The organism is Streptomyces tagetis (assembly GCF_018069565.1).
Lineage (GTDB): Bacteria > Actinomycetota > Actinomycetes > Streptomycetales > Streptomycetaceae > Streptomyces > Streptomyces tagetis.
Genome location: NZ_JAGPNL010000002.1, coordinates 611,833 through 637,667, shown reverse-complemented (window position 1 = coordinate 637,667; position 25,835 = coordinate 611,833). Strand labels below are relative to the sequence as shown.

The 25,835-nt window shown below is 75.3% G+C and carries 23 protein-coding genes and 1 pseudogene; 12 read left to right on the top strand and 12 right to left on the bottom strand.

All coding sequences use genetic code 11. The features are described 5' to 3' along the window. The first annotated feature begins 36 nt into the window (after positions 1 to 36). Complete coding sequence (locus J5Y05_RS10905) at positions 37 to 828, top strand: SAM-dependent methyltransferase (protein ID WP_210870956.1); 792 nt, start codon at positions 37 to 39, stop codon at positions 826 to 828. 114 nt (positions 829 to 942) lie between these two features. On the opposite strand, the gene J5Y05_RS10900 is transcribed toward J5Y05_RS10905, so the two are convergent. The 4 genes from J5Y05_RS10900 to J5Y05_RS10885 all read right to left on the bottom strand — a co-directional run bounded on the left by J5Y05_RS10900 (position 943) and on the right by J5Y05_RS10885 (position 4,970). Next, positions 943 to 1,965 carry an iron-siderophore ABC transporter substrate-binding protein gene (locus J5Y05_RS10900; RefSeq protein ID WP_210870954.1) on the bottom strand — a complete coding sequence of 341 codons (1,023 nt, stop codon included), beginning with the start codon at positions 1,963 to 1,965 and terminating at the stop codon, positions 943 to 945. Between the two features lie 26 nt (positions 1,966 to 1,991). Then, positions 1,992 to 2,813, bottom strand: coding sequence for an ABC transporter ATP-binding protein (locus J5Y05_RS10895; RefSeq protein WP_210870952.1), 822 nt, complete (start codon positions 2,811 to 2,813; stop codon positions 1,992 to 1,994). A gap of 49 nt (positions 2,814 to 2,862) precedes the next feature. Beyond that, positions 2,863 to 3,822, bottom strand: coding sequence for a FecCD family ABC transporter permease (locus J5Y05_RS10890; protein ID WP_247614557.1), 960 nt, complete (start codon positions 3,820 to 3,822; stop codon positions 2,863 to 2,865). 83 nt (positions 3,823 to 3,905) lie between these two features. Further along, positions 3,906 to 4,970 (bottom strand): FecCD family ABC transporter permease, encoded by a 1,065-nt coding sequence (locus J5Y05_RS10885; protein WP_210870949.1) that lies wholly within the window; start codon positions 4,968 to 4,970, stop codon positions 3,906 to 3,908. Between the two features lie 213 nt (positions 4,971 to 5,183). Between J5Y05_RS10885 and J5Y05_RS10880 the strand changes: the two genes are divergently transcribed. The 5 genes from J5Y05_RS10880 to J5Y05_RS10860 all read left to right on the top strand — a co-directional run bounded on the left by J5Y05_RS10880 (position 5,184) and on the right by J5Y05_RS10860 (position 10,559). Next, a complete protein-coding gene (locus J5Y05_RS10880; RefSeq protein ID WP_210870946.1) occupies positions 5,184 to 5,744 on the top strand; it encodes an MSMEG_1061 family FMN-dependent PPOX-type flavoprotein in 561 nt (186 codons plus the stop codon). Positions 5,745 to 5,834: 90 nt separating this feature from the next. After that, on the top strand, positions 5,835 to 6,695 hold the full coding sequence (locus tag J5Y05_RS10875) for an ABC transporter ATP-binding protein (RefSeq protein WP_210870944.1): 861 nt from the start codon (positions 5,835 to 5,837) through the stop codon (positions 6,693 to 6,695). Then, a complete protein-coding gene (locus tag J5Y05_RS10870; RefSeq protein WP_210870941.1) occupies positions 6,692 to 7,672 on the top strand; it encodes an ABC transporter substrate-binding protein in 981 nt (326 codons plus the stop codon). The genes J5Y05_RS10875 and J5Y05_RS10870 overlap by 4 nt, the downstream gene beginning before the upstream one ends. Before the next feature lie 7 nt (positions 7,673 to 7,679). Then, complete coding sequence (locus J5Y05_RS10865; RefSeq protein ID WP_210870937.1) at positions 7,680 to 9,746, top strand: iron ABC transporter permease; 2,067 nt, start codon at positions 7,680 to 7,682, stop codon at positions 9,744 to 9,746. A gap of 207 nt (positions 9,747 to 9,953) precedes the next feature. Then, on the top strand, positions 9,954 to 10,559 hold the full coding sequence (locus tag J5Y05_RS10860; RefSeq protein WP_210870934.1) for a GOLPH3/VPS74 family protein: 606 nt from the start codon (positions 9,954 to 9,956) through the stop codon (positions 10,557 to 10,559). 87 nt (positions 10,560 to 10,646) lie between these two features. Here the strand turns inward: J5Y05_RS10860 and J5Y05_RS10855 are convergent, their stop codons facing one another. Together J5Y05_RS10855 and J5Y05_RS10850 are read right to left on the bottom strand one after the other, a co-directional pair. Next, on the bottom strand, positions 10,647 to 10,823 hold the full coding sequence (locus J5Y05_RS10855) for a hypothetical protein (RefSeq protein WP_210870931.1): 177 nt from the start codon (positions 10,821 to 10,823) through the stop codon (positions 10,647 to 10,649). 196 nt (positions 10,824 to 11,019) lie between these two features. Beyond that, a pseudogene (locus J5Y05_RS10850) lies at positions 11,020 to 13,237 on the bottom strand (MMPL family transporter). A 295-nt stretch (positions 13,238 to 13,532) separates the two neighbouring features. On the opposite strand from J5Y05_RS10850, the gene J5Y05_RS10845 reads away from it, so the two are divergent. After that, entirely contained in the window at positions 13,533 to 14,627 is a 1,095-nt protein-coding gene (locus J5Y05_RS10845; RefSeq protein ID WP_210870929.1) for a sensor histidine kinase, read from the top strand. Further along, positions 14,615 to 15,307 (top strand): response regulator transcription factor, encoded by a 693-nt coding sequence (locus J5Y05_RS10840; RefSeq protein WP_210870926.1) that lies wholly within the window; start codon positions 14,615 to 14,617, stop codon positions 15,305 to 15,307. Before J5Y05_RS10845 ends, J5Y05_RS10840 begins: the two co-directional genes overlap by 13 nt. A gap of 106 nt (positions 15,308 to 15,413) precedes the next feature. Here J5Y05_RS10840 and J5Y05_RS10835 read toward each other — a convergent pair whose 3' ends face one another. Genes J5Y05_RS10835 through crtI form a run of 4 tightly spaced genes read right to left on the bottom strand, consistent with a single transcriptional unit; the run spans position 15,414 to position 19,439 of the window. Further along, positions 15,414 to 15,890, bottom strand: a complete 477-nt coding sequence (locus J5Y05_RS10835; protein WP_210870923.1) for an MSMEG_6728 family protein — start codon at positions 15,888 to 15,890, stop codon at positions 15,414 to 15,416. Between the two features lie 14 nt (positions 15,891 to 15,904). Further along, on the bottom strand, positions 15,905 to 16,903 hold the full coding sequence (locus J5Y05_RS10830) for a Rieske (2Fe-2S) protein (RefSeq protein ID WP_210870920.1): 999 nt from the start codon (positions 16,901 to 16,903) through the stop codon (positions 15,905 to 15,907). Beyond that, positions 16,900 to 17,922: a phytoene/squalene synthase family protein gene (locus J5Y05_RS10825; RefSeq protein ID WP_210870917.1), complete on the bottom strand. Its 1,023-nt coding sequence runs from the start codon at positions 17,920 to 17,922 to the stop codon at positions 16,900 to 16,902. The genes J5Y05_RS10830 and J5Y05_RS10825 overlap by 4 nt, the downstream gene beginning before the upstream one ends. Then, entirely contained in the window at positions 17,919 to 19,439 is a 1,521-nt protein-coding gene (gene crtI, locus J5Y05_RS10820) for a phytoene desaturase family protein (protein WP_210870915.1), read from the bottom strand. Before crtI ends, J5Y05_RS10825 begins: the two co-directional genes overlap by 4 nt. 375 nt (positions 19,440 to 19,814) lie before the next feature. On the opposite strand from crtI, the gene J5Y05_RS10815 reads away from it, so the two are divergent. From J5Y05_RS10815 to J5Y05_RS10800, 4 genes are all read left to right on the top strand, one after another. Next, a complete protein-coding gene (locus J5Y05_RS10815; RefSeq protein ID WP_210870911.1) occupies positions 19,815 to 20,999 on the top strand; it encodes a lycopene cyclase family protein in 1,185 nt (394 codons plus the stop codon). A gap of 45 nt (positions 21,000 to 21,044) precedes the next feature. Next, positions 21,045 to 21,770 (top strand): class I SAM-dependent DNA methyltransferase, encoded by a 726-nt coding sequence (locus J5Y05_RS10810; protein WP_210870908.1) that lies wholly within the window; start codon positions 21,045 to 21,047, stop codon positions 21,768 to 21,770. Next, on the top strand, positions 21,770 to 23,326 hold the full coding sequence (locus J5Y05_RS10805; RefSeq protein WP_210870906.1) for an FAD-dependent oxidoreductase: 1,557 nt from the start codon (positions 21,770 to 21,772) through the stop codon (positions 23,324 to 23,326). The genes J5Y05_RS10810 and J5Y05_RS10805 overlap by 1 nt, the downstream gene beginning before the upstream one ends. Positions 23,327 to 23,503: 177 nt before the next feature. After that, positions 23,504 to 24,664, top strand: coding sequence for a S1 family peptidase (locus J5Y05_RS10800; protein ID WP_210870903.1), 1,161 nt, complete (start codon positions 23,504 to 23,506; stop codon positions 24,662 to 24,664). A gap of 132 nt (positions 24,665 to 24,796) precedes the next feature. Here the strand turns inward: J5Y05_RS10800 and J5Y05_RS10795 are convergent, their stop codons facing one another. Further along, positions 24,797 to 25,228: a hypothetical protein gene (locus J5Y05_RS10795; RefSeq protein ID WP_210870900.1), complete on the bottom strand. Its 432-nt coding sequence runs from the start codon at positions 25,226 to 25,228 to the stop codon at positions 24,797 to 24,799. 355 nt (positions 25,229 to 25,583) lie between these two features. Continuing rightward, complete coding sequence (locus J5Y05_RS10790; protein WP_210870898.1) at positions 25,584 to 25,778, bottom strand: hypothetical protein; 195 nt, start codon at positions 25,776 to 25,778, stop codon at positions 25,584 to 25,586. Between the last annotated feature and the right edge of the window lie 57 nt (positions 25,779 to 25,835).

The following is a 25,835-nucleotide window of genomic DNA, read 5'->3' as shown; positions in this document are numbered from 1 at the left end:
GGCGATGCCACGCCTCCCGGACGACGGAGTCTGCCCATGACGACGGACCATTCCCAGCCTCCTCACATCGACACCAGCCGGGCCCACCCCGCGCGCGTCTACGACTGGCTGCTGGGCGGCAAGGACAACTACCCCGTCGACGAGGCCGTCGGCGAGACGCTGCCGCCCGAGGCGCGGGACGCGGCGCGGCAGAACCGCGCGTTCATGAACCGCGCGGTGGCCTACCTCGCCTCCCAGGGCGTCGACCAGTTCCTGGACATCGGCACGGGCATCCCCACCGAGCCGAACCTCCACCAGATCGTGCAGCGCACCCTGCCGACCGCACGGGTCGTCTACGCCGACAACGACCCCATCGTGCTGCGGCATGCCGAGGCCCTGCTGGTGAGCTGCCCCGAGGGCGCCACCGACTACATCCAGGCCGATGTGCGCGAGCCGGACGAGATAGTGCGGCACGCCCGGCAGGTGCTGGACTTCGACCGGCCGATCGCCCTGTCGCTGATCGCCCTGATGCACTTCATCACGGACGAGCAGGACGCCCACGGCATCGTCCGCGGCCTGGTCTCCGCCCTGCCCTCGGGCAGCTACCTGATCCTCTCGCACGCCTCGATCGACCTCTTCCCGGAGCTGTCCGAGCAGGTCATCGCGCAGTACGCCAAGGGCGGCATCCGCCTCGGCTTCCGCGACCGCGCCGAGGTGACCCGCTTCTACGACGGACTGGAACTGGTGCCGCCGGGCCTGGTCACCGCCACCGAGTGGTACGGCGAGGGCCAGGAGCGCCCGGAGCCGGAGGAGAGCGGGATCTACGCGGGCGTGGCCCGCATCCCCTGACCGGGACCGCTCCCGCGGACACGCGTGAGGGGGCCGGCACCGCGGATCGCGGCGCCGGCCCCCTCACGTCGTCTCACGCCAGGGCGTCACCCCTCACTTCAGGGGCGTCACCCCTTACTTCAGGGCGTCCGCGAAGAGCGGAACCACCTTCTCCAGGGCGTACCCGACGGAGAGCACGGAGTTGGTGGCGAACGCCTGGCTGATGTCCTGGTCGTCGAAGACGATCGAGCGGCCCTTCTTCACCGCGGGCAGCGACTCGTAGAGCGGGTCGGAGGAGATCTTGGCCGCGTCGATGCCGATGGGCGCCATGACGAGCAGGTCGGCCTCCAGCATCTGGAGGTTCTCCTCCGAGACCTGGATGAAGAAGTCCGCGCCGGCCTCGGCGTCGACCTTCGGGTTGTTGCGGAAGCCGAGCGCCTCGACGAAGTCGATCCGGGCCGTGCCCTTGACGTACGCGCCCCAGCCGGCGGAGGTGCGGGAGCCGACCGTGACGGTCTTGTCCTTGAACTCGGGGTGCTCCCCGGCGGCGGCGGTGAACTTCTCCTTGGTGTCCGCGATGAGCTTCTCGCCCTTGTCGGCGAGGCCGAGCGCGGTCGAGATCATCGTGGTCTGCTGCTGCCAGGAGATCTTGTACTGGTCGCCGCCCTTGGGCACGCCCAGGGTCGGCGCGATCTTGCTGAGGGTGTCGTAGCGGGTCTGGTCGCCGCTGGAGTTCACGTCGAGGATCAGGTCGGGCTTGAGCCCGGCGATCTTCTCGTACTCGGGCTCCAGGGTGCCGATCTTCTCCGGGCTCTTGGTGTAGAGGCCCTTGGCCCAGGGGCCGACGCCGTCGCCGCCGAAGGCGAGCCAGTCGCTCTGGCCGACCGGCTGCACGCCGAGGGCGAGGGCGGTCTCGGCGTCACCCCAGCCGAGGGCGACGACCCGCTTGGGCTCGGACGGGACGGTGACGGTGCCGAACTTGGTGTCCACCTTGGCCGGGAAGGCACCGGAGGACGCCGGGGCGTCGTCGGAGCCGGCGTCGGAGCCGGAGTCCGCGGAGAAACCGCAGGCGGTGAGGGCACCGAAGAGGGTGACGGCCAGGCCGGACACCCACAGGCGCCTGAGGCGGCCGGTTCCGGCGACGGGGAGCGGGGACATGGTGACTCTTTTCTCGTCAGGTCTCGTCAGGAGGTGGCGGAGGGGACGTGGTGGCGGCCGAGGGGGACGATCATCGGTGTGCCGGACGCGGGGTCCGGGATCACCGTCGAGCGCAGCCCGAACACCTCGCCCACCAGGGACTCGGTCACGACGTCGCGGGGGGCGCCCTCGGCGACCACCCGGCCGTCTTTCATGGCGATCAGGTGGTCGGCGTAGCGGCAGGCCAGGTTGAGGTCGTGCAGGACGACGGCGAGGGTGACGCCGCGGTCCCGGTTGAGGTCGGTCAGCAGGTCCAGCACGTCGAGCTGGTGGCTGATGTCGAGGTAGGTGGTGGGCTCGTCCAGCAGGAGGATGTCGGTCTCCTGGGCGAGGGCCATGGCGATCCACACGCGCTGGCGCTGGCCGCCGGAGAGCTCGTCGACGGACCGGTCGGCGAGGTCGAGGACGTCGGTGGCGAGCATGGCCGCGGCGACGCCCTCGCTGTCGGCGGCGGTCCAGCGGCGGAACCATCCCTGGTGCGGGTAGCGGCCCCGGCCGACGAGGTCGGCGACGGTGATGGCGTCCGGGGCGACCGGGGTCTGCGGCAGCATGCCGAGGCAGGCGGCGACCTGCCGGGTCGAGGTGGTGTGGATGTCCCGGCCGTCCAGGAGGACGGTGCCGGCGGTCGGGGTCAGCAGCCGCGCCATGGCGCGCAGCAGCGTCGACTTGCCGCAGGCGTTGGGGCCGACGACCACGGTGAAGCGGCCCGGCGGCAGGTCGACGTCGAGCTGCGAGACGATCTGCCGGTCTCCGTAGCCGAGCCCCAGACCGCGGGCGCTCAGGGTGTGCGGGGAGGTCGCCGTGGTCACCGAGGTCTCCTTGCGGGGGTCGTGAGGGGGGCGCGTCGGTCGGGTCACGTCAGCCGCCCCGGCCCACACGGTTGGCGCGCGCGAGCAGCCACAGCAGGTACGGCGCCCCGACCACGCTGGTCACCACGCCCACCGGGAGCTGGGTGGCGGGCAGGGCGTGCTGGGCGGCGAAGTCGGCGGCGCCGACCAGCGCGGCCCCGGTCAGCGCGGACGGCAGGAGGGCGGCGCCCTGGCCCGGCAGCAGGCGGCGGGCGATCGGCGCGCTGACCAGGGCGACGAAGCCGACGGGGCCCGCGGCGGCCGTCGCCACGCCCACCAGGCCGGTGGCGCAGGCCAGCAGGGCGAGACGGCCCCGTTCGACGCGGACGCCGAGTCCGCCGGCCGCCTCGTCGCCGAGCTGGAGCGCGGCGAGGCCCCGGGAGGCGGCCAGGGTGAGCGGCACGAGCAGGACGGCGCAGCCGAGCAGCGGCCAGAGCTGGGACCAGGAGCGGCCGTTGAGGCTGCCGGTCAGCCAGAGGAAGGCGTTGTGGGCCTCGGTGACCTCGGCGCGGGTCATCAGGTAGGAGCGCAGGCTGATGAGCCCGGTGCCGACGCCGATGCCGATGAGCACGAACCGGCCGCCGCTGACGCCGCCGCGCCAGGCCAGCAGGTAGATGAGGGTGCCGGCGAGGAGGGCTCCGGCCAGGGCCCCGCCGGACAGGGCGAGGCCGCTCAGTCCGAAGGCCATCGAGGACAGGACGGCGGCGGCGCTGGCGCCGGCGCTGACGCCGATCACGTCGGGGCTGGCGAGGGGGTTGCGCAGCAGCGACTGGAAGACGGCCCCGGACATCCCGAAGCAGGCGCCGACGACGAGGGCGAGCAGGGCGCGGGGCAGCCGCAGTTCGTGGACGACGAAGCGGCTCGCCGGGTCGCCGCCGCCGGTGAGCACGGCCCACACGTCGGCGAGGGGTACGTCGATGTCGCCGACGGTGAGGGAGAGGAGCAGGGCGCCGAGCGCGACGAGGCCCAGGGCGGCGCTGACGGCGGCGAACCGGGCGCGGCGGGCGCGCTGGAGGCGGCCGACGCGGGCGGCGGCGTCGGTGACGGCCGGGTTCACAGGGCCGCCTTTCCCCGGCTGCGGACCAGGAGAATGAAGGGCACGCAGCCCACGGCGGCGGTGACGACGCCGACCTGGACCTCGCCGGGCCGGGCCACCACGCGGCCGAGGACGTCGGCGAGGAGCAGCAGGGCGGGGGCGGCGAGGGCGCTGTAGGGCAGTACCCAGCGGTGGTCGGGGCCGGTGATCATGCGGACGGCGTGCGGGACGGCGAGGCCGACGAAGCCGATGGGCCCGGCGACGGCGGTGGCCGCGCCGCAGAGCAGGACGACGCTCACGCCGCCGGTGAGCCGGGCGGCGGCGACCCGCTGTCCGAGGGCGCGGGCGATGTCGTCGCCGAGGGCGAGGCCGTTGAGGCGCGGGCCGAGGCCGAGCGCGAGGAGCGAGCCGACGAGGACGAAGGGCAGTGCCTGGAGGAGGACGTCGAGGCCGCGGCCGTCCAGGGCGCCGACCTGCCAGAAGCGGAACTGGTCGTAGGTGTGGCTGTCGGTCAGCAGCATGGCGTCGGAGACGGAGATGAGCAGGGCGCTGACGGCGGCTCCGGCGAGGGCCAGCTTGACGGGCGTGGCGCCCTCGCGGCCGATGCCCGCGACGCCGTAGACCAGGGCGGCGGCGAGGCAGGCGCCGAGGAAGCCGAACCAGATGTACTGCTCGGGCTCGGTCAGGGAGAGCACGCTCATGGCGAAGACGACGGTGACGGCGGCGCCCGCGTTGATGCCGAGCAGGCCGGGGTCGGCGAGCGGGTTGCGGGTGACGCCCTGCATGACGGTGCCGGCCAGGCCGAGGGCGACGCCGGCCAGGAGTCCGGCGAGGGTGCGGGGGACGCGCACCTCCTGGACGACGAGTTGCGCGCGCACGGAGCGGTCCGGGTCGACGACGCCCTGGACGACGTCGCGGAGCGGGACGTCGCCGGAGCCGACGGCGAGGCTGAGGGCGGTGGCCGCGAGCAGCAGCACGCCGAGCCCGAGGAGCCCGGCGGTGAGGGTGACGCGGGTGCGGCGCCGTCCGGCGCCCGCCCGGTCCCGGTCCTCGGCGGGGCGGGCCGGGGCGGTGGCGTTCACCGGCGGACCGCGCGTCGGGGCGGGCGCGGTTGTCCGGAGTGGGGGGCGGGGCGCATCTGCGGTCCTTCAGGAGGTGCCGTGAGGAGGTGTACGGGGGGGGTCCCCTCGCGGCCGGAGGGTACCCCTTCCGGCCACATAGGTAAGGTGAACCTAACATCTGCTGATGTCCTGAACACAACCACCCGTCGCACGCAACACCACAGGGGGCCGGCCTTGCCGCACACGATCGAGACGGCCGACGTGGCGGCCGGTGCCGCCCGGGAGGGCTGGGTGGAGCTGGGCTCGCGCGAGGAGTTGCGCGAACTGCTGGGCGAGCCGTGGCCGTTGGTGATCGAGAAGGTGCACGACCGGCTGACCGGGCAGGATCTGGACATCCTGGCCCGCTCGCCCTTCTGCCTGCTGGCCACCTCGGACGCGGACGGCAACTGCGACGTCTCGCCGCGCGGTGACGGGCCGGGTTTCACCCACGTCCTCGACCCGGGCACCCTCGCGCTGCCGGACCGGCCGGGCAACCGGCGCGGCGACAGCTTCCACAACATCCTGGCCAATCCGCACGCCGGCCTGCTCTACCTGATCCCGGGGAGCAAGGAGGTGCTGCGGGTCAACGGGCGGGCCCGCATCCTCAAGGACGCGCCCTTCTTCGACACGATGACGCGTGAGGGGCGGCGTCCGGAGCTGGCGCTGCTGCTGGAGATCGACGAGGTCTACCTGCACTGCCCGGCGTCGCTGAACCGCGCGGGACTGTGGAAGCCCCGGTCCTGGCAGGCGAGTTGAGTCTCACCCGGCCTCGGACAGCGGTTCCGGGCCCGGTCGGAGGAGCCCCCGGCTGACCGAAAACAGTTAGGTTAGGCTAGCCTTCCCTCCGTGAAATCTGGTGAAAAAGCCGCCGGGACCCCACGCCTGGTGGGCCATGAGCTGTCGGCCACGGGCGTCACCGTCGCCTACGACGGCACCGACGTGGTGCACGAGGCCGCGGTCAGGCTCCGCCCCGGCGAAGTGACCGCCCTGGTCGGCCCGAACGGCAGCGGAAAATCGACCCTGCTCCGGACCATCGCCCGGCTCCAGCGGCCCCGCGCGGCAACGGTCACCCTCGACGAGGGCACCGACGCGATGGCGCTGACGGCCCGTGAGTTCGCACGGCACGTGGCGCTGCTGACCCAGAGCCGCCCCACGCCGGGCGGGCTGACCGTCCGCGAGCTCGTCGAGTTCGGCCGCTACCCCTACCGCGGACGGTGGGGCCGGCCCGATCCGGACGGTCCGGCGGCGGTCGACCGCGCCCTCGCCCTCACCGGGGTCGAGGCCCTCGCCGACCGCGGCGCCGACCACCTCTCCGGCGGCCAGCTCCAGCGGGTGTGGCTCGCCGGCTGCCTCGCGCAGGAGACCGGCGTCCTCCTCCTGGACGAGCCGACGACCTACCTCGACCTGCGCTACCAGATCGAACTCCTCGACCTCGTCCGCGACCTGGCGGACGACCACCGGATCGCCGTCGGCGTGGTCCTGCACGACCTCGACCAGGCGGCGGCCGTGGCCGACCGGATCACGCTCCTGGAGGCGGGCCGCGTCGTCGCCGACGGCCGCCCCGAGGACGTGCTCACCCCGGAACGGCTGACCGCGGTCTACGGCATCCGGATCGACGTCGACACCGACCCCCTCACCGGCCGGCTGCGCACCCGCCCGATCGGCCGACACCACATACGCACCGAAAGGCTCGGCATCCCCTCATGAGACGCCTCCTGTTCACCGCCGCCTCCGTGGCCGCCGCCGCGCTCACCCTCTCCGCCTGCGGCACCACCGAACCCGCCGCCGACCCGGCCGCGAAGCCCTCCGAGGGCATCACGCTGAAGGACGGCACCGGCAAGGAGGTCAAGCTCGACAAGGCGGCCACCAAGGTGATCGCCACCGAGTGGAACGTCGTCGAGTCCCTCGTCTCCCTCGGCATCGACCCCGTCGGCGTCGCCGACGTGAAGGGCTACAAGACCTGGGACACCTCGGTCCCGCTGAAGAACGAGCCGAAGGACATCGGCACCCGCGGCGAGCCGAGCATGGACACCATCGCCTCGCTCTCCCCCGACCTCATCGTCGCCACCACCGACCTGCCGCCCGCCGCCGTCAAGCAGATGCGCGAGGTCGCCCCGGTGCTGGAGGTGACCTCCGCCAAGGGCTCCGACCAGATCGGGCAGATGCTGGAGAACATCGACCTGATCGCCGAGGCCACCGGCACCACCGACCGGGCGAAGACGCTCCGCTCGGACTTCGACGCCAAGCTGGAGGAGGGCCGCGAGGCCCTCGCCGACGCCGGTCTGGACGGCACGCGGATCGCCTTCGCCGACGGCTACGTGGCCTCCAACCAGGTCTCCCTGCGCCCGTACACCTCCACCTCGCTCATCGGCGCCGTCAACGAGAGGCTCGGCCTGGAGAACGCCTGGAAGGTCGAGGGCGACGAGAGCTACGGCCTCGGCTCCACCGACGTCGAGGGCCTCACCTCCCTCCCCGCCGACGTGCGGTTCGCCTACATCGGCAGCGACGGCGACAAGAGCAGCAACCCGTTCACCGGCGCACTCGCCAAGAACTCGGTGTGGACCTCCCTGCCGTTCGTGAAGAAGGGCGACGTGCACCGGCTGCCCGACGGCATCTGGATGTTCGGCGGACCCGGCTCGATGCAGGCGTACGTCGACGCGATCGTCGCCGCGCTGACGAAGTAGCGAGGTCATGGCCGTCACCGCCCCCTCCCCCGCCACCCGTGCCCCGGTGGCCACACCCCGGTCGGGCGCGGCCACGGTGACGGCCGGGCTCGTCCTCCTCGTCGCCGTCCTCGCCGTCGTCGACATCACCCAGGGCACCGCCGCCGTCGGCCCCGCCGAGGTCGCCAAGGCCCTGACCGGCCGGGCCGACCCGGCCGACGCGTCCGTCGTGATCGCCTCCCGGCTGCCCCGGATGACCGCCGGGCTGCTGGTCGGCGCCGTCCTCGGCGCGGCCGGCTCGGTCCTCCAGGCCGTCAGCCGCAACGTGCTGGCCTCCCCCGACACCCTCGCCGTCAACGCCGGCTCCTACCTGGCGCTCGGCCTGGTCGCCACCACCGGCGTCTCGCTGCCGCTGCTCGCCTCCTCCGGCGTCGCCTTCGCCGGCGGGCTCGCCGCGGCGGCCGTCGTCCTCGGCCTCTCCGGCCTCGGCACCGGCACCGTCCGCCTGGTCCTCGCCGGCACCGCGCTCGCCCTCGGCCTCGGCTCCATGACCGAGGCGCTGATCCTGCTCTTCCCCGAGCGGACCGAGGGCCTCTACGCCTGGAACCAGGGCAGCATCGCCCAGAACGGCTTCGACGGCGTCCTCCAGATCCTGCCCGTCGCGGTGGTGGGCCTCGCCGGACTGCTCCTCGCCGCCCGCCGGGTGGACGCGCTGGCCCTCGGCGACGACGCCGCCCGCGGACTGGGCGTGCCGGTGCGCGCCACCCGCGTCACGGTGGTCGTGCTGGCCGCGCTGCTCTCCGCCGCGGCGGTCACGCTGGCCGGTCCGATCGGCTTCGTCGGCCTGTGCGCCCCGGCCCTGGTCCGCCCGCTCGGCCGCCTCTTCCGCGGCTTCGCCCGCTCCCGTACGGCGATGCCCGCCGCCGGGCTGACGGGTGCCGCGCTGGTGCTCGGCTCGGACGTGCTGCTGCGGGCGCTGGTCTCCGGCGACCGGGCGGTGGCGGTGCCCACGGGCGTCGTCACCAGCCTGGCCGGCGCGGTGTTCCTGGTCGTGATGGCGCTGCGGATGCGGGACACCGGGGCCTCCGGTGCGCCGGAGCGGCTGCGCATCCCGGGCCGGACGGCGTTCCTCGTCACGGTGGCCGCGCTCGTCGCGGTACTGGCCGGCCTCGTCGTCGCCGCCGTGCTGGTGGGCGACAGCAAGCTGCTCCTGGGCGACGTGGCCAACTGGGCCCAGGGCCGGGCCGGACGGACCGTCTCCTTCGTCCTGGACACCCGGGTGCCCCGGGTGCTCGCCGCCCTGTGCGCGGGCGCGGCCCTCGCGCTGGCCGGCACCCTCGTGCAGGCGGTCACCCGCAACCCCCTCGCCGAGCCGGGCGTGCTCGGTGTCTCGGGCGGGGCGGCGCTGGGCGCCGTGGTCCTCGTGACGACCGTGCCGTCGGCCGGTTCGTGGGGCGTGGCCGGTGCGGCGTTCGCGGGGGCGGCGGTCACGGCCGTGGTGGTCTTCGGGCTCTCCGCGCGCGGCGGCTTCCGGCAGAACCGGCTGGTCCTGGTGGGCGTGGGCGTGGCCGCCGCGACCACGGCGGTGATCAGTCTGCTGATCGTGCTCACCGACCCGTTCAACGCGATCAAGGCGCTGACCTGGCTCTCCGGCTCCACGTACGGGCGGACCCTGCCCGATGTGGTGCCGCTCGCCCTGGCGCTGACGCTGGGCGTCGGCGTCGCGTTCGCCCGGCGCACCGAACTGGACCTGGTCGCGCTGGACGAGGACACGCCCCGGCTGCTGGGGCTCGACCTCGGGCCGGGCCGGCTCGGCTTCCTGGTGGTGAGCGTCGTGCTCAGCGCCACCGCCGTGGCCTGCGCGGGCGCCATCGGCTTCGTGGGCCTGGTCGCGCCGCACGCGGCCCGTGCCCTGGTGGGCCGGCGGCATGTGCGGGTGGTGCCGGTCGCGCTGCTGCTCGGCGCGGCGCTGGTCTGCACGGCCGATCTGCTCGGGCGCACGGTGATCGCCCCGGCCCAGCTCGGCGCGGGGCTGATGACGGCCGTCATCGGGACGCCGTACTTCCTCTACCTCCTGGTACGCGCCCGCCGCTGAGGACGGGTCACGGGGCCGGCCGGAGCGACGGCCGGCCCCGCGGCGTACCCGGGTGATCACAAACGCGCGCGACGCGCTCAGGTGGAGGTGGCGGGCCTCGCGGCCGTCGCCGGGCGCTCGCGTCGCGCGGCGGTCGTACGATGTGGGGGTTGTGCAGGACGCATCGGGCCGACCGGCGGATCGCCCCCCTTCGACGTGGAGTCGCTCATGACCACGGCACGAGACCTGATGATCGTCGCCATCGACACACCGTCCACCCCTCCCGTCGGGCGCGGCGACCTCTCGCTCGCTCTCGCGGGAGCGGAGCTGATCGACCTCGTCGGCGCCGAGGCCGTCACCCTGGACGGCGACCGCGTGCTGCCGGACCTGTCACCCGGCGTCGACGACCCTCTCCTGCGCGAGGCCGCCTCCTCGCTCGTCCGGCAGCCGCCCTACGAATCCGTCGAGGACTGGCTGTGGCGCCGGGGCCGCGATCTGTCGGCCGCGTATCTCGCCGCCCTGGAGGCGGAGGGGGTGATCAGCAGGCCCCACGCCCACCGGAGGTTCCGCGACACCCCGCCGGCCGTGGCCGACTCGGCGGCCCGTCGCCGGGCGGCGGACCGCTGGACGTCCCGGGACCCGGTGCTGACCGGCCTCGCCGCCGCCGCGGGCATCGGGGAACAGCCCTCCGACGAACTGGTCGAGGAACTCGCCGACGACCAGGTCGTCATCGTACTGGCCGAGGTCAACGACGCCGTCATGGAACTGGAGGCCGTACGGCAGCGCCGAGCCATCGAGGACGCGGCCTTCGACAACGTCTGGCGCGGCTTCTGACGCCTTCCCGGCGGGTCCGGGCGGGTCCCCGCCGGCGCCGTCGGGCCGGGGTGGGACCACCACCGCCGGACTCGGCGCGAGTCCGTCTCAGGCGCCGGGCCGGGCGAGTGCGGCCACGGTGAGAACGGCGGGCGTGGCACTGGTGGCGGGCGCGCGGTCCGGCACGGTGGTGGCGAAGGCGGTGGCGGCCCGCACGGGCGCGGCGGTGACCCCGGCAGCCGCGACGGCACCGACGCCCGCACCGCCCCTCGGGGCGGGACGCATCCTGGCCGCCTGCCTGCGCGCGGCGACGGCCCTCGTCACCGTCGAGGCGACGGCCGCCCGCCACCGGGACTGCGGCCGGCCAGGCGGCCCCGGCGGACGCGGCGCCGCGTCCGCCGGGGCCGCCCGTGGGGCCGGCCGGCCACGAGTTCGCCGATGGCGCCGAGACCGTCGGCCCCACCGGCGCGGGTCCTGCCGGCTAGAGGCTGAGGGAGGGGCGGGGCTCCGTCGGCCCGGCCGGGGCCGGGACCGTGCGGCTCAGCTTCTCGCCCTCGACGTCGACGTCGGGCAGCAGCCGGTCCAGCCGTCCCGGCAGACGCCACGCCCGGTCACCGAGGAGGGCCAGGACGGCGGGTACGAGCGCCATCCGGACGACGAACGCGTCGAAGACGACGGCGGTGGCCAGCCCGAAGCCGATCACCTTGATCATCGGTTCGTCGGCGCCGACGAAGCCGGAGAAGACCGCCACCATGATCAGCGCAGCCGCGACCACCACCCTGGCACTGTGCCGGAAGCCGGAGACCACCGCCTGGCCGGGCGCGTCACCGTGGATGTACGCCTCGCGCACCCGGGAGACCAGGAACACCTCGTAGTCCATGGCGAGGCCGAAGACGACGCCCACCAGGAAGATGGGCATCATGCTCATGATCGGACCGACGCTCTCGATCCCCAGCAGGCTCGCGCCGTGGCCCTGCTGAAAGACCAGGACGATCGCGCCGAGGGAGGCGAGGACGGACAGGAGGAAGCCGGCCGCCGCCTTGACCGGGACGAGGAAGGAGCGGAAGACCAGCATCAGCAGGACGACCGCGAGACCGACCACGAGGACGAGGTAGGGCACGAGGGCCGCCCGGACCTTCGCGGCGAGATCGATGTTCAGCGCGGTCTTGCCGGTGACCTCGAAGGTCGCCCCGCCGGTCCGCGCCTCGATCCCGGGACGGGCGTCGCGGATGCCCGTGACGAGGTCCCGCGTCCTCTCGTCGGCCGGGCCCGTGGCCGTGACCGCGGAGAACACCGCGGTGTCGCCCGCCTCGTTGAAACGGGCAGGCGTGACGGAGACGATCCCGTCGACGGCGGCGACGCTCTTCTCGACGGTGACGACGGCGGCCTCGGGCGACTTCGCGTCCTTGGCGTCCACGACGATGGTCAGCGGTCCGTCGGCCCCGGGGCCGAAGCCCGCGGCGAGGGCGTCGTGGGCGCGGCGCTCGGTGGTGGACGTGGGCTTCGCCTCGTCACCCGGCATGCCCAGCCGGAGATCCGCCACGGGCAACGCGACGGCAACGAGGCCGACGACGCCGAGGACCAGTACCGGCAGCGGATGACGCACCACGAACCCCGCCCAGCGGGAGCCGCCGTTGTGCCGCTCCCGCCGCTGCCGCCGCTGCCGCTCGGTGTCCTTGCGCACGCCTCGGGCGAGCACGGCGTCGGGCCACAGGCCCAGCAGCGCCGGGATCAGGGTGAGGCAGATCAGCACGGCGACGAGGACCCCGCCGGCGGCGGCCAGGCCCATCCTGGTCAGCATGGGGATGCCGACCACCGACAGTCCCGCCAGTGCGATGACGACGGTCAGACCGGCGAAGAGGACCGCCGACCCGGCCGTACCGGTGGCGAGGCCCGCCGCTTCGCGGGGCTCGTGTCCCCTGGCTCGTTCCTCCCGGTAGCGGGAGACGACGAACAGGGCGTAGTCGATGCCGCAGGCCAGGCTGAGCATGGTGGCGAGCGTGCCGGTGGTGGAGGAGAGCCCGAACGGGCCGGCCAGGGCCGCGATCGCGGTGACGCTGATCCCGACGCCGAGGAGCGCGGTGAGCAGCGGCAGCCCCGCCGCGGTCAGCGACCCGAAGGTGATCAGCAGCACGACGGCGGCGACGGCCGTGCCCACGGCCTCGGACGAACTCCCCGAGTCCGCCGTCGTGACGAGCGCGTCCCCGCCGACCTCGACGGTCAGACCGGAGTCGCGGGCTCGCGTCGACGGCGCGCGCCAGATGCTCGCGGCCGGCGTCGGTGAGGTCGTCGGCCCGCACCGTGAAGGTGACCGTCGTGTACGCCGTGGACTCGTCCTCGCTGACGGCGCGCACCCGGAACGGGTCGACGACGCCGGCGACCTGTGCGCCGCGGGCCGCCTCGCGGACGAGTTCCTCGACAACGGCCTTGTTCCCGGCGGCGGTCACCTTCTCGCCGCTCGGCGCGACGAACAGGATCTGGGCCTTCGCCCCGTTGGCGAGGGTGCCGGGGAAGCGTTCCTCCAGCAGATCGGAGGCCCTTTGGGATTCGATGCCCGGCATCGTCCAGCCGGCGTCCGCCGCGGGGGGTGCCTGGGACGCGGCGAAGCCGACGACGCCCAGCACGACCACCCAGAACAGGGCGACGAACCAGCGCAGGCGGAAGGCCAGACGGCCCAGACGGTGAAGGAAGGTTGCCACGGCGGAAGAAGCCTCCGATTGCTGGGGTCCTGATCGACACGGGGTGGGACCACCGCCTCGACCGCACGGTCTCCCCGGTCGGGGCGGTGACCGGGCGTGCTCTGTGCCGTTCAGCCTTCCGCGCTCCCGTGATCGCCACGAGGGAGTCCTCTCCCGAATCGATGGTGTAGCGGGCTACACCACGAGGCGGTGTCCGAGGCGCGGTATCGCGCGCGTGGCCGGCGCCGTGATGTCGGCGGGCGTCGGGCTCCCGCGCGCTCCCCGGCGTGAGCATCCGTTCGTCTAGCGTCGCACCATGTGGAAAGCGACGCGGCAAGCCGCGCGGGCCACCGGCTCGCTGGTCATGACCTCGGGGATGTCCTCGGCCTCGGCCCTTTTCCTCGCCCCGGTGCTGGGCGTCCGCCTCCTCGCCCGGATCAAGCGCCGACGGGTGGCCGCCTGGACCGGCCGGGACATCCCCGAGGTGTACGTGCCGCTCACCGGCACCCCGTGGCAGCGGCTGCGCACCGCGGTCCGGGACCCCGGCACCGCGGCGGACCTGCGTTGGCTGGGCGCCTACCTCTTCTACGGCTCGCTCGCCGCGCTGACGGTGCCACTGTGGCCGCTCGCGCTCGCCGTCGACGGGGTGTGGTGCGGAGTCCTGCGCCGTCGGCCGGTCGTCCTCCCGCTGATCTCCCGGCTCGCGGAAGTGGACGCCCGTTTCTCCGAGGCCCTGCTCAAGCCGTCGCGCAAGGCGCGACTCGCCGTGCGGGTACAAGAGCTGACGCAGACCCGGGCCGGGGCGATCGCCGCGCACGGGGCCGAGTTGCGGCGGATCGAGCGGGACCTCCACGACGGCACCCAGGCCCGGCTGGTGTCCCTGTCCGTGCGGATCGGTCTTGCCAAACGCGCCTACGACCGCGACCCGGAGGCCGCGCGCCGGCTGCTCGACGACGCCCAGGACCTGGTCGAGGAGGCACTGGCCGAACTGCGTCACGTCGTGCGGGGCATCCACCCGCCGATCCTCACCGACCGCGGGCTCGTCGGCGCCGTCGGGGCCCTGGCGGCCGGCAGTGGGCTGGACGTGACCGTGGAGGTGGACGGTCTCGACGAGCCCGGGGTGCGCGCTCCGGCCGCCGTGGAGGCGGCGGCGTACTTCGTGGTGGCCGAGATGCTCACCAACGCCGCCAAGCACGGTGGTTGCTCGCGCGCGACGGTCCGGCTGCAGCGCCTGCGCACCGGTCTGCGGGCCGTAGTCTGGGACGAGGGTGTCGGCGGCGCGGACGAGACGGCCGGCACGGGACTGTCGGGCATACGCCGCCGGGTCGCCGCGCTCGACGGCGTGGCGACCTTGACCAGCCCCGTCGGGGGACCGACCACGATGACCGTGGAGCTGCCGTGCGTGTGGTGATCGCGGAGGACAACGCCCTGCTCAGGGAAGGGCTGGTGCTGCTGCTCGACTCGGCCGGTCACGAGGTGGTGGCCGTGGCCGGCAGCGGGCCGGAGATCCTCCCGGCCCTGCTGGAACACCGTCCGGACGCCGCCGTGCTCGACGTCCGGATGCCGCCGGACTTCCGTGACGAGGGGGTGCGCGCGGCGCGCGCGGCGCGCGAAGAAATCCCCGGCCTGCCCGTGCTGGTGCTCTCCCAGTACGTCGAGCAGTCCTACGCCACCGAACTGCTGGCGGCCGGTGCCGGCGGACTCGGCTATCTGCTGAAGGACAGGGTGGGGCGGGTGGACGAGTTCCTCGACGCCCTGGAGCGGGTGGCCGCCGGAGGGACCGCTCTCGACCCCGAGGTGGTCACCGAACTCCTCGCCCGCCGCCGCGACACCCCGCTGGAGCGACTCACGCCGCGCGAGCGCGAAGTGCTCGGGCTGATGGCCGAGGGCCACGACAACGCAACCCTGGCGAAGACGCTCACCGTCACCGAACGCGCGGTCAGCAAGCACATCGGCAACATCTTCCTGAAGCTTGGGCTGCCGCCCAGCGACAGCGGACACCGCCGGGTCCTCGCCGTACTCACCTACCTGAACTCCCCGCAGGGGCAGCCGCCGTCCGAGGCCGTCCGGTCCCGCCTCGCGGGTCGGTGAGCGGGCGCCGGCGGCCGGACCGACGGCCGGTCACACCGCACCCCGACGAGCAACGACGAGACCCGGCCGACTCGGCCACGCGACCCGGCCGCACCGCCGGGCACCCTCAGACGGGCCCTCGCTCGCGGTCCGAGGCCGGCCATACGTAGGGGAGGTCGTCGGGGGTGCCGGGGAACAGGGGGGTGTAGGCGGCGGGGTCCTTGCGGACGAGGGCCGAGCGGTGGCTGCGGTGGAACTCCTCGTCGCCGAGCCAGGGCGGCAGTTCCCCGGCGCGGGCGAGCGCGGCCTGGTCGCGGAGCGCGGTGCCGGGCCGGCCGGCGGTGAGCTGGGCGACGAGCGAGGCGGCGACGCCGTCCTGGTGGCCCTGTTCCCGCCAGACCCGGCAGACCTCCAGCCCGTAGCGGACCAGGGCCTCCTCGTACCCGGCCCACATCCGGACCGCGGGGTGCCGGCGCCAGCCGTAGCCGGGCACGGTCAGTCCGCGCAGTACCTGGAGCGCCTCGACCCGCTGTTTGCCGAGGCGGCGGCGGTCCAGGACGAGCGCGGAGTCCCGGAAGCCGGGGTGGGGCAGGAAGGTCTGCACGGGTCCCCTTCCGGTCAGCCGGGGAAGCGGCCCTGCGCGCGCAGGTGGTGGCGGCGTTCGGCGTAGGCGAGGTCGTCGCGCCACAGGCGGCCGGCGGCGGTCCGCACCAGGGGGCGCAGACCGGGGGCGAGCCGGCGGAGCACGGCGAATCCGGGCCGCTCGGAGGTGGCGAGCACGGCCTCGACGACCGCGGTGCGCGGGCGGCCGTGGCGGTCGGCGCCGAGCGGCGTGGCGTGGCTCTCCACCACCGATCCGGTGCCCTCGCCGCCGGTGATGCGCATGACGACGGTACGGGGCTCGGGCGCGGTGAACTCGGCCCGGACCGGGACGACCAGACGCCCGGTGAGCCGGAAGGAGACGTCGACGACGAACCGGTCGTCGGCGTCTCCGTCGGGGGCCGCGACGACGGTGAGGTCGACGAAGGAGTGCGGGTGGTACCAGGCGCCGTGCCACGGGTCGAGCCGGTTGGCGACCACGTCCTCGGGGTCGCAGACGCCGACGCCGCGCCATACGGACGTCAGGGTGCCGTCGGCCGGGGGCCGGTCCGGGACCACCGGCGCGGGGGTGGGCTCCTCACCGCCGGCGGCGTCGAGCCGTACCCAGGTCAGCACGCCGTCGTCGTGGACGGGCAGGGGGTCCCAGCCGGCGACGGGGCCGCCGTCCAGGGCGAGTCCGTGCCAGTGGCAGACGAGGGTGCCGCACCGCACGGGGGCCTCGGCGAGGGGGGCGCCGAGGTGCGGGCAGGCGCCGGGGCCGCCGACCGGCCGTCCGTACGCGTCCCGCCAGACGACGATCTCGGTCCCGGCGACGGTCCCGGCCAGCGGGCGGCCCTCGCGCGGGCCCGGACTGGCGCCGAGGACGTACCAGTTGCCGGACGGGCGGGCCACGGCCCGTGCGAGGGCGCCGGCGATGAGCGCGGGCCGGGCCTCGCGCCAGGTCGGCCGCTGCCGCCGCCAGGGGACGGGGCGGCGGCGCAGCCGCAGCGGCAGCCGGGCGGGGCGGGGCGCCGTCATCGCGTCTCCCCGGCGGTGCGGGCCGCCTCCGCCGGCACGGCGGCCCCGGCGGGGACGGGCGCGGGGGCGGGGGTGCGGGCGGCGCGCGCGGCGAGCCGGGCGGCCAGCACCCGGGCCAGCCCCTCCCCCGCGACGGCCGCCCGGCGCCGCCGGGACACCCTGGCCCGCCGGTGCAGGACCGCGTAGCCGCCGTCCGCGATGGCGTCGAGGATGCCCCGGTAGAGGACGAACGCCGTGGTGACGCAGGGCCGGGCGACGGGGTCCAGCATCGCCAGGCCGGGCGCGGCCTCCCGGTAGACGGAGCGGGTCAGGTCCTCGGCGGCGCGCAGCGCGGCGGTGACGCGCCGGTCGGGGCGGCCGGTGCGACGGCTCCGGGCGAGCAGGTCCCGGTCGACGCCGTGCGCGGCCAGCAGGTCCGCCGGGAGGTAGACGCGGCCCCGGTCGAGGTCCTCGCCGACGTCGCGCAGGAAGTTGGTGAGCTGGAAGGCGATGCCGAGCGCGGCGGCGTGCGGGGCGGCCGTCTCGCGGGGCGTGACGGTGCCGAGGACGGGCAGCATCTGGAGGCCGATCACGGCGGCCGAGCCGTGCATGTAGCCGCGCAGGGCCTCGTAGGTGGCGTACTCGGTGACGGTGAGGTCGCTGCGCATCGAGGCCATGAAGTCGGTGAAGTGCGCCGCGTCGATGGCGTACCGCCCGGCGGTGTGGGCGACGGCGCTCACCACCGGGTCGTCGCCGCCGCCCTGCCCGGCGAGGGCCCGGCGCAGCCGTGCGTCGAGCCGGTCCAGGGCGGCGGCGCGGTCGGCGGGCGTGGCCCGCGTCCCCGTGTCGTCGACGATCTCGTCGGCCCACCGGGCGAATCCGTACAGGGCGTGCACGGCCGGCCGGCGGTCGGCGGGGAGCAGGCGGGTGGCGAGGAAGTAGGTGCGCCCGTGGCGGGCGTTGAGCCGGCGGCAGCGGGTGTAGGCGGCGCGCAAAGACGGGTCGGTGATGCCGGCGGCGTCCAGTTCGCGGCGGGTCATCGGGTCGCGCCCACGGAGGCGGGGCGGCGGGCGGGCGTGCCGGTGATGCGGGCGGCGGCCAGTTTCCCGGAGATGAGCACGGGCGGCACGCCGACGCCGGGGGTGGTGCCGCACCCCGCCAGGACCGCGTTGACGGTGCCGCGCACCAGGTTGCGGGGGCGGAACGGGCCGGTCTGGGCGAAGGTGTGGGCGACCGAGAAGGGGGTGCCCGCGGCGTGCCCCTGGGCGGTCCAGTCGGCGGGGGTCACCAGGCACTCCTCCTCGATGGCGGCGGCGATGCCGTCCAGTCCCCGGCGTTCCAGGGTGGCCAGGAGCCGGTCGCGGTAGCGGGGCGCCAGTTCCTCCCAGGCGTGGGCGCCGGGGCCGGTGTCGGTGTTGGGGCAGGGCGCGAGGACGTAGTGCAGGTGGCGGCCGGGCGGGGCGAGCGCCGGGTCGGTGGCGGTGGGCCGGGTGATCAGCAGGGAGGGGTCGGTCATCAGGGTGCCGGTCCTGGTCAGTTCGTCGAAGGTGCGCCGCCACGCGGCGCCGAAGGACAGCGTGTGGTGGGCGAGCCGGGGCCAGGTGCGGGTGGTGCCGGCGTGCAGCACGACGGCGGACGGGGCGTGCCGCAGCCGCAGCGGGCGGCGCGGGCGGCGGCCGAGCAGCCGGTGGACGACGGGCAGGTCGGGGGTGAGGACGACGGCGTCGCAGGGGACGCGTTCGTCGGCGGTGACGACGGCGGTGATCCGGTCGCCGGTGCGTTCGAGGCGCAGGACGTCCCGGCCGAGGCGCAGGTCGGCACCGGCCCGGACGGCGGCCCCGGCCATGGCGCGGGGCAGGGCGTGCACACCGCCGCGGGGGAAGTGGACACCGGCGACGGTGTCCATGTAGGCGATGACGGCGTAGGCGGCGAGGGCCCGTGCCGGGGTGACGCCCGCGTACAGGGACTGGAAGGTGAAGACCCGCCGCAGCCGTTCGTCCGTCAGGAACCGTCCGATACGCGGCTCCAGCCGGCCGAAGCCGCCCAGGGCGGCGAGCCGGGCCAGGTCGGGGGTGAGCAGGCCGAGGGGCGAGTCGAAGTTGGCGTCGATGAAGCGGCGCATCTGCACGGTGTGCAGCCGGCCGAGCCACTCGCGCAGCCGCCGGTAGCCGGCCGCCTCCCGGGGTCCGGCGAACCGGGCCACCTCCGCCTCCATCGCGTCCGCGTCGGTGTGCACGTCCAGGGTGGAGCCGTCGGCGAAACCGGCCCGGTAGGCGGGGTGCAGGGGCAGCAGCTCGACGTGGTCGGCGAGGCGTTCACCGACGGCGGCGAACGCCTCGTCGGCCAGGTGCGGCATGGTCAGCACGGTCGGGCCGGTGTCCAGCCGGTACCCGCCGAGGTCACGGCGGCCGGCCCGGCCGCCGGGCAGCGGGTCCCGTTCGAGGAGGGTCACGCGGCGTCCGGCGCCGAGCAGGTGCAGCGCGGCCGAGAGCCCCGCGAGCCCGGCACCGACGACCACGACGTGATCGGTCCGGCCGGGCACCGTCCGAAGAGTCATCGGCCCTCCCGGGGGCGCGGACGGGCGCCGGGGGCGCGGGGGGCACGCCGGGCGCGAACCCCGCCGCACGCCGGACCGCCCCGGGGGCGAGCCCCGGCGCCGCTGCCGCTCGTGCTCGGGCGCATGCCGTCCTCCCGTCGTCGGTCGCGGTCTCGGGCCGCGTGCGGGGCCATGCTTCCCCCCGGCGGCCCGCCGTGACGCGGTCTTGGGCCGTTCACGTCCACGTGTCACCCGGGCGGCGGTCACCCGGCCCGGGGTCCCGCGCGCCGTCCCCCCGCCGGCCGGGGCGGAAGGGGATACTCCGCCGGAACCGCGCCGTCCGCCGCCCTCAGCGGCGTGGCGGCCGGGCCGGCGCACGGGCGGAAGGAGGCGGGCGTGGTCGACGCGGACATCGTCGTCGTCGGTGCCGGGGCGGCCGGGCTCTCCCTGGTCCACCGGCTCCCGGCCGAGACGGCCTCCGTGGTGCTGATCGGCCCGCCCGACGGTCCGCTGCGCGCGCCGGAACGCACCTGGTGCTTCTGGGAGTCGGGGCCCGGCCGGTTCGATCCGGCGGTGACCGCGTCGTGGGAGTGGCTGCGGGTGCGCGGCCGGGACGGGCGCCAGGTGCGGCGCCACATCGCCCCCGCCCGCTACAAGATGATCCGCTCCGCCGACTTCGAGGCCCTGGTCGGCCGCGACCTCGCCGGACGGCCCGGGGTGCGGCGCCTGGAGGCCGTGGTGGACGGCGTGCGGGCGCTGCCGGACGGGACGGCGCGGGTGTCCGCCGTGGACGCCGACGGCGGCCGTCTCACGCTGCGGGCGCGCTGGGTATTCGACTCCCGCCCGGCCGCTCCGCCCGCCGCCCGGACCCGCCTGCTCCAGCACTTCCGCGGCTGGTTCGTCCGCACCGGCAGGCCGGTCTTCGACCCGGCGGTGGTCGAGCTGATGGACTTCCGCACCCGTCAGCCCGAGCGCGGGCTGTCCTTCGGCTACGTGCTGCCCACCGGCCGGCACACGGCGCTGGTCGAGTACACGGAGTTCGGCCCGGAGCCGCTGACCGAGCAGGCGTACGACGCGGCGCTGGCGGAGTACACGGACCGGGTGCTCGGCATCGGCCCCGCCCGGGTGCTCGCCACCGAACAGGGGGTGATCCCGATGACCGACGCCGGTTTCGGCCGGCCGGGCGGGGCGCCGGGCCCGGTCTTCCGGATCGGCGCGGCGGGCGGGGCGACCCGCGGCTCCACCGGCTACACCTTCGCCGCCGTGCAGCGGCAGTCGGAGGCCATCGCCCGCGCCTGCCGCTCCGGGCGCCCCCCGGTGCCGCCGCCCGCGCACCCGGCGCGCGCCCGGCTGATGGACGCCGTGCTGCTGCGCGCCCTGGACACCGGCCGGGTGGACGGCCCCGACCTCTTCTTCCGCCTGTTCGACCGGGTGCCGGCCGGGCGGCTGCTGCGCTTCCTGGACGGGCGGACCAGGCTGCACGAGGACCTCGCGGTCGGCGTGCGCACTCCTTTCTGGCCGATGCTGCGCACCGCGGCCGAGGTGCCCTGGCTGCCGCGCCGCGCCGCCACCGTGCCCTGAGCGACCCCCATCCCGGCCCCACCGCACGCGAGGAGCCCCACCCCGATGCCCCTGCTCCGCGACGCCGCCCTGGCGACCGCCTTCGATCACGGCGCCGACCGCTACGACCGCCTGGTCGCGCTGAACCCCGGCTACCACGCCCAGTTGCGCCGCTCCGCCCGCCGGCTGGCCGCCCTGGACGGCGGCGGCGCGCGCCGGCTGCTCGACCTGGGCTGCGGTACCGGCGCCTCCACGGCGGCGCTGGCCGCGGCCTTCCCCGGTGCCGAGATCGTCGGCGTCGACGCCTCGGCGGGCATGCTGCGCCGGGCGGGCGCCAAGCGCCGTCCGTCGCGGGTGCGGTTCGTGCACGCCCCGGCGGAGGAGCTGGACCGCGCGGAGGTGGGCGGGCCGTTCGACGCGGTCTTCGCCGCCTACCTGTTCCGCAACCTCGCCGACCCCGACGCGGTGCTGGCGGCGGTGCGCGGAGCGCTGGTGCCGGGCGGCTGGCTGGCGGTGCACGACTACGCGCTCAGCGGGCGGCGTACGGACCGGCTGGTGTGGTCCGCGGTGTGCCGGGGCGTCATCGTGCCGCTCGGCACGGCCACCGGGGACCGGGGGCTGTACGGGCATCTGCGGTGCAGCGTCGCGGAGTTCGACACCGCGCCGGCCTTCGGGGCGCGGCTGCGCCGGGCCGGTTTCGGGCAGGTGCGGGTGCTGCCGCTGCCCGGCTGGCAGACAGGCATCGCCCACACCTTCCTCGCCCGCCGCCCCGCCGCGGACGGTGACCGGTGATGCGGCACGGCGCGGCCTGTCCCCCGGGCCGGGACCGGCGGGCGCGGCTGCTCGTCCCGTCGCCGGGGCGGGAGCGGATCGCGGGTGATCCCCCGTCGGTGGCGGTGCTGGGCGGCGGTGTCGCGGGGCTGGCCGCGGCCACCGGGCTCGCCGAACGCGGGGTGCGGGTGGTGCTGTACGAGCGGGAGGCGGTGCTCGGCGGCCGGGTCTGCGGCCGGCCGGTCACGCTGCCCGACGGGACGCCCGCGACGATGAGCCGGGGCTTCCACGCCTTCTTCCGGCAGTACTACAACCTGCGGAGCCTGTTGCGGCGGGCCGATCCGGCGCTCGCCATGCTGACCGGGCTGCCGGACTACCCGCTGCGGCACAGCGGCGGCGTCGCCGACAGCTTCCGCCGGGTGCCGCGCACACCGCCGTGGAACGCGCTGGCCTTCGCCGTGCTCAGCCCCAGCTTCACCGCGCGCGGCCTCGCGGGGCTGCGGCCGGCCGCCGCCCTGCCGCTGCTCGACGCCGGCACCCGGCGCGTGTACGCGCGGCTCGACCACGTCAGCGCCCACGACTTCCTCGACTCGGTGGGGTTCCCCGAGGCGGCGCGGCACCTCGCCTTCGAGGTGTTCTCGCGGAGCTTCTTCGCCGATCCGCGGCTCCTGTCGGCCGCCGAGATGGCGCTGATGTTCCACATCTACTTCCTCGGTTCCAGCGAGGGGCTGCTCTTCGACGTGCCGCGCGAGCCGTTCCCGCAGGCGCTGTGGGACCCGCTCGCCGCCCATCTGGTCCGCCACGGCGTCGAGGTGCGCACCGGGTCCCCCGTCCACTCGGTGCGGTCCGGCGGCCGGGGAGGCCGGGTGGTGGTGGACGACTCCGGTGCCCGGCGGTACGACGCGGTCGTCCTCGCCCTGGACACCGAGGGCCTGCGGACGGTGGTGGGGCGCTCCCCGGACCTCGTCGGCGCCGAGTGGCGGGAGCGGGTGGGCCGGCTGCGGAACGCCCCGCCGTTCCTGGTCTCCCGGCTCTGGCTGGACCGGCCCGTGGCCCCCGGCCGGCCCGGCTTCCTCGGCACCAGCGGCTACGGCACCCTCGACAACGTCAGCGTGGTCTCCCACTGGGAGGGCGAGGCGGCGCGCTGGGCGGCCCGCACGGGCGGCTCCGTCGTCGAACTCCACGCGTACGCCCTGCCGCCGGACTCCGTGCGCGATGTCGAGGAGAAGCGGCTGACCGGGAATCTGCACCGGGTGTACCCCGAGACGCGCGGGGCGCGGATCGTCGCCCGGCTCCACGAATGGCGCGCGGACTGCCCGCTGTTCGCCGTAGGCGGCCACGCCGGCCGGCCCACGGTGCGCACGCCGGACCCGGCCGTGGTGGTCGCCGGCGATCTGGTGCGTACGGATCTGCCGGTGGCCCTGATGGAACGCGCGGCCACCTCCGGCTTCCTCGCGGCCAACGCCCTGCTGGAGGGGTGGGGCGTGCGCGGCGAACCGCTGTGGACGGTGCCCGACCGGGGCCGGTGGGCACTCCTGCGCGCCCTGGCCCGCCGGTACGGGGCGGACCGGGACTGACCGGACGACCCAACTGCCCTTCACAGGACCGTCGTCGAGGAAGTGACGGGGAATACTCAGCATTGGCATGGACCTGTTGTCCAGACCTGGCTAAGCTGCGGGCAACCTCGATGAGAGCGCTCTCAGAACGCGGTTGTTCCACCCCCACCTTTGCTGGAACGACGAAGGGCAACTCCCTTGAGACGCAGCAGATTCAGGTACGCCGGACTGGCCACCCTCCTCGTGCTCGGCGGCTGGACCGCGGCGGGCACCGCCCCGGCCTCGGCGACCGACTCCCCCACCGCGTCCGCCCAGGCCCCCGCCTCCGCCGGGCTGATGGAGGCCATGCAGCGGGACTTCGGGCTCACCCGCGCCCAGGCCGAGGACCGGCTCGCCGCCGAACGCCAGGCCACCGACGTGGAACCCGCGGCACGCAAGGCCGCCGGCGACGCCTTCGGCGGCTCGTGGTTCGACGCCGGGCAGGGCCGCCTGACCGTCGCCGTGACCTCCGACGCGACCGCCTCCACCGTGGCGGCCGTCCGCTCGACCGGCGCCCAGGTGCGCACCGTCGAGCACAGCGCCCGCGCCCTCGACGCCGCCAAGGCCGGCATCGACCGGCTGAAGGCGCCGGACGGCGTCAGCGGCTGGCACGTCGACCCGGCCGCCAACACCGTCGTCGTCGACGTGGTCGCCTCCGAGCGTTCCGACAACGATGTCCGCGGCTTCCTCGACCAGGCCCGCGAGAACGGCCCCGTCGACGTGCGCACCGTGCCGGACGCGCCGCGGACCTACGCGGCGGGCACGGTCGGCGGCGACCCGTACTACACGGGCAACGTCCGCTGCTCGATCGGCTTCTCGGTGCACGGCGGCTTCGTCACCGCCGGGCACTGCGGCCGGGCCGGGGCCGGGGTGAGCGGCTGGGACGGCTCGTACATCGGCACGTTCCAGGGCTCGTCGTTCCCCGACAACGACTACGCCTGGGTCAGCGTGGGCAACGGCTGGTGGACGGTGCCGGTCGTGCTCGGCTGGGGCCAGATCTCCGACCAGCTCGTGCGCGGCTCGTCCGAGGCTCCCGTCGGCGCCTCGATATGCCGGTCCGGCTCGACCACCCACTGGCGCTGCGGCTCCGTGCTCGCCAAGAACGAGACGGTCAACTACAGCGAGGGCGCCGTCCACCAGATGACGAAGACGAGCGTCTGCGCCGAGGGCGGCGACTCGGGCGGCTCCTTCATCAGCGGCGACCAGGCGCAGGGCGTCACCTCGGGCGGCTGGGGCAACTGCTCCAGCGGCGGGGAGACGTGGTTCCAGCCCGTCAACGAGATCCTCAACCGCTACGGGCTGACGCTGCACACGGCCTGACGCGTCACGCGGTACGGAGGGGCCCCGCCGGACACACCCGGCGGGGCCCCTCCCCTGCCGGGGGTGGCCGCGACGGGGCGGCGGATCGCCGGGGGCGGACGCCCGGCGGAGCGGCCGGGGACGCCGCCGGGGTCAGACGTCGCCCGGCTCCGCCGGTTCCCAGACGTCCACCGTGGTCAGCCGGCGGTAGGCGGCGCGGGCGTGGGCGAGGCGGGCCAGGGCGGTGCCGACCAGGGCCGCGCCGAGCAGGCAGGCCAGCCAGACGCCGTCCCGCCCGACCACCCAGCTCACACTGCCGGCGGGCGGCACGGCGAAGCCGTTGAGGGAGAGCCAGCACAGCAGGGCCGTACCGGGGGCAGCGGTGAACCGGGCGCACAGACCGAGCACCGCCGCGAGCAGGGAGAGGGCGGCCAGGGCGAGGTCGGGGCGGCCGGAGCCGACGGTGCCGTTGAGTACCTCCACCAGGACCAGGGCACCGCCGAAGGCGCCCGCCCACACCAGCGGATCGGCGACGGGCCTGGGCACCGGGCGGGCGCCCCTGCTCAGGGACACCCAGTCGATCATCCTCACGGTTCCCTCCGGTCCCGGGCGGCTCCCGACCACGGTGTCGGCACCAACCCTGCGGTCAGATTGTCGCACCGCAAGGTGGGGCGGCCCACGGTCGGGAACGCGTTCGGCTGCCTTTCGGACACCGTGCGGCGAGCCTCCGGGCGCCCGTGAAGGGGACGGCCGAACAGTCACCGGCGAGGGAGCGGACAGCCGGCTGTGAAACGGGCCGGAGAGGTGGGCCGGTCAGGTGGGCCGGGGGCCGGCCCGGGGGCTCCGGGTCCGCCCCGCAGGGCTGATCACCGGGCGGTCTCCACGACGGCGTGCGCCCCGCCGCGCGGGGCGGCGGGGCGCACGTGGCGCGGACGGCCCGTCAGGCCGGCGCGGTCGCCATCAGCCTCTCGAACGACGCCATGCAGTCCGGGCAGTGGCGTGCCCGTTCACCGTCGGTCGCCTCGATCCGTTCGCGGAGCATCTGTCCGCACAAGGTGGCCGGGGCCTCTTTGGCCATCACGTGCCACACCAGTGCTCCGCCCTTCTTCTCCGGGCCCACGCACATCTCGTACATGACCGGCCTCCCAGTCTGGACGCCGCTGACACTCACCAGGAGACCCCACATCGGCTG

Coding starts and splice junctions, on each gene's coding strand:
- J5Y05_RS10905 (WP_210870956.1), top strand. CDS start 37: ATGACGACGGACCATTCCCAGCCTCCTCACATCGACACCAGCCGGGCC.
- J5Y05_RS10900 (WP_210870954.1), bottom strand. CDS start 1,965: ATGTCCCCGCTCCCCGTCGCCGGAACCGGCCGCCTCAGGCGCCTGTGG.
- J5Y05_RS10870 (WP_210870941.1), top strand. CDS start 6,692: ATGAGACGCCTCCTGTTCACCGCCGCCTCCGTGGCCGCCGCCGCGCTC.
- J5Y05_RS10865 (WP_210870937.1), top strand. CDS start 7,680: ATGGCCGTCACCGCCCCCTCCCCCGCCACCCGTGCCCCGGTGGCCACA.
- J5Y05_RS10860 (WP_210870934.1), top strand. CDS start 9,954: ATGACCACGGCACGAGACCTGATGATCGTCGCCATCGACACACCGTCC.
- J5Y05_RS10855 (WP_210870931.1), bottom strand. CDS start 10,823: ATGCGTCCCGCCCCGAGGGGCGGTGCGGGCGTCGGTGCCGTCGCGGCT.
- J5Y05_RS10845 (WP_210870929.1), top strand. CDS start 13,533: ATGTGGAAAGCGACGCGGCAAGCCGCGCGGGCCACCGGCTCGCTGGTC.
- J5Y05_RS10830 (WP_210870920.1), bottom strand. CDS start 16,903: ATGACGGCGCCCCGCCCCGCCCGGCTGCCGCTGCGGCTGCGCCGCCGC.
- J5Y05_RS10825 (WP_210870917.1), bottom strand. CDS start 17,922: ATGACCCGCCGCGAACTGGACGCCGCCGGCATCACCGACCCGTCTTTG.
- crtI (WP_210870915.1), bottom strand. CDS start 19,439: ATGACTCTTCGGACGGTGCCCGGCCGGACCGATCACGTCGTGGTCGTC.
- J5Y05_RS10810 (WP_210870908.1), top strand. CDS start 21,045: ATGCCCCTGCTCCGCGACGCCGCCCTGGCGACCGCCTTCGATCACGGC.
- J5Y05_RS10805 (WP_210870906.1), top strand. CDS start 21,770: ATGCGGCACGGCGCGGCCTGTCCCCCGGGCCGGGACCGGCGGGCGCGG.
- J5Y05_RS10795 (WP_210870900.1), bottom strand. CDS start 25,228: ATGATCGACTGGGTGTCCCTGAGCAGGGGCGCCCGCCCGGTGCCCAGG.
- J5Y05_RS10790 (WP_210870898.1), bottom strand. CDS start 25,778: ATGTACGAGATGTGCGTGGGCCCGGAGAAGAAGGGCGGAGCACTGGTG.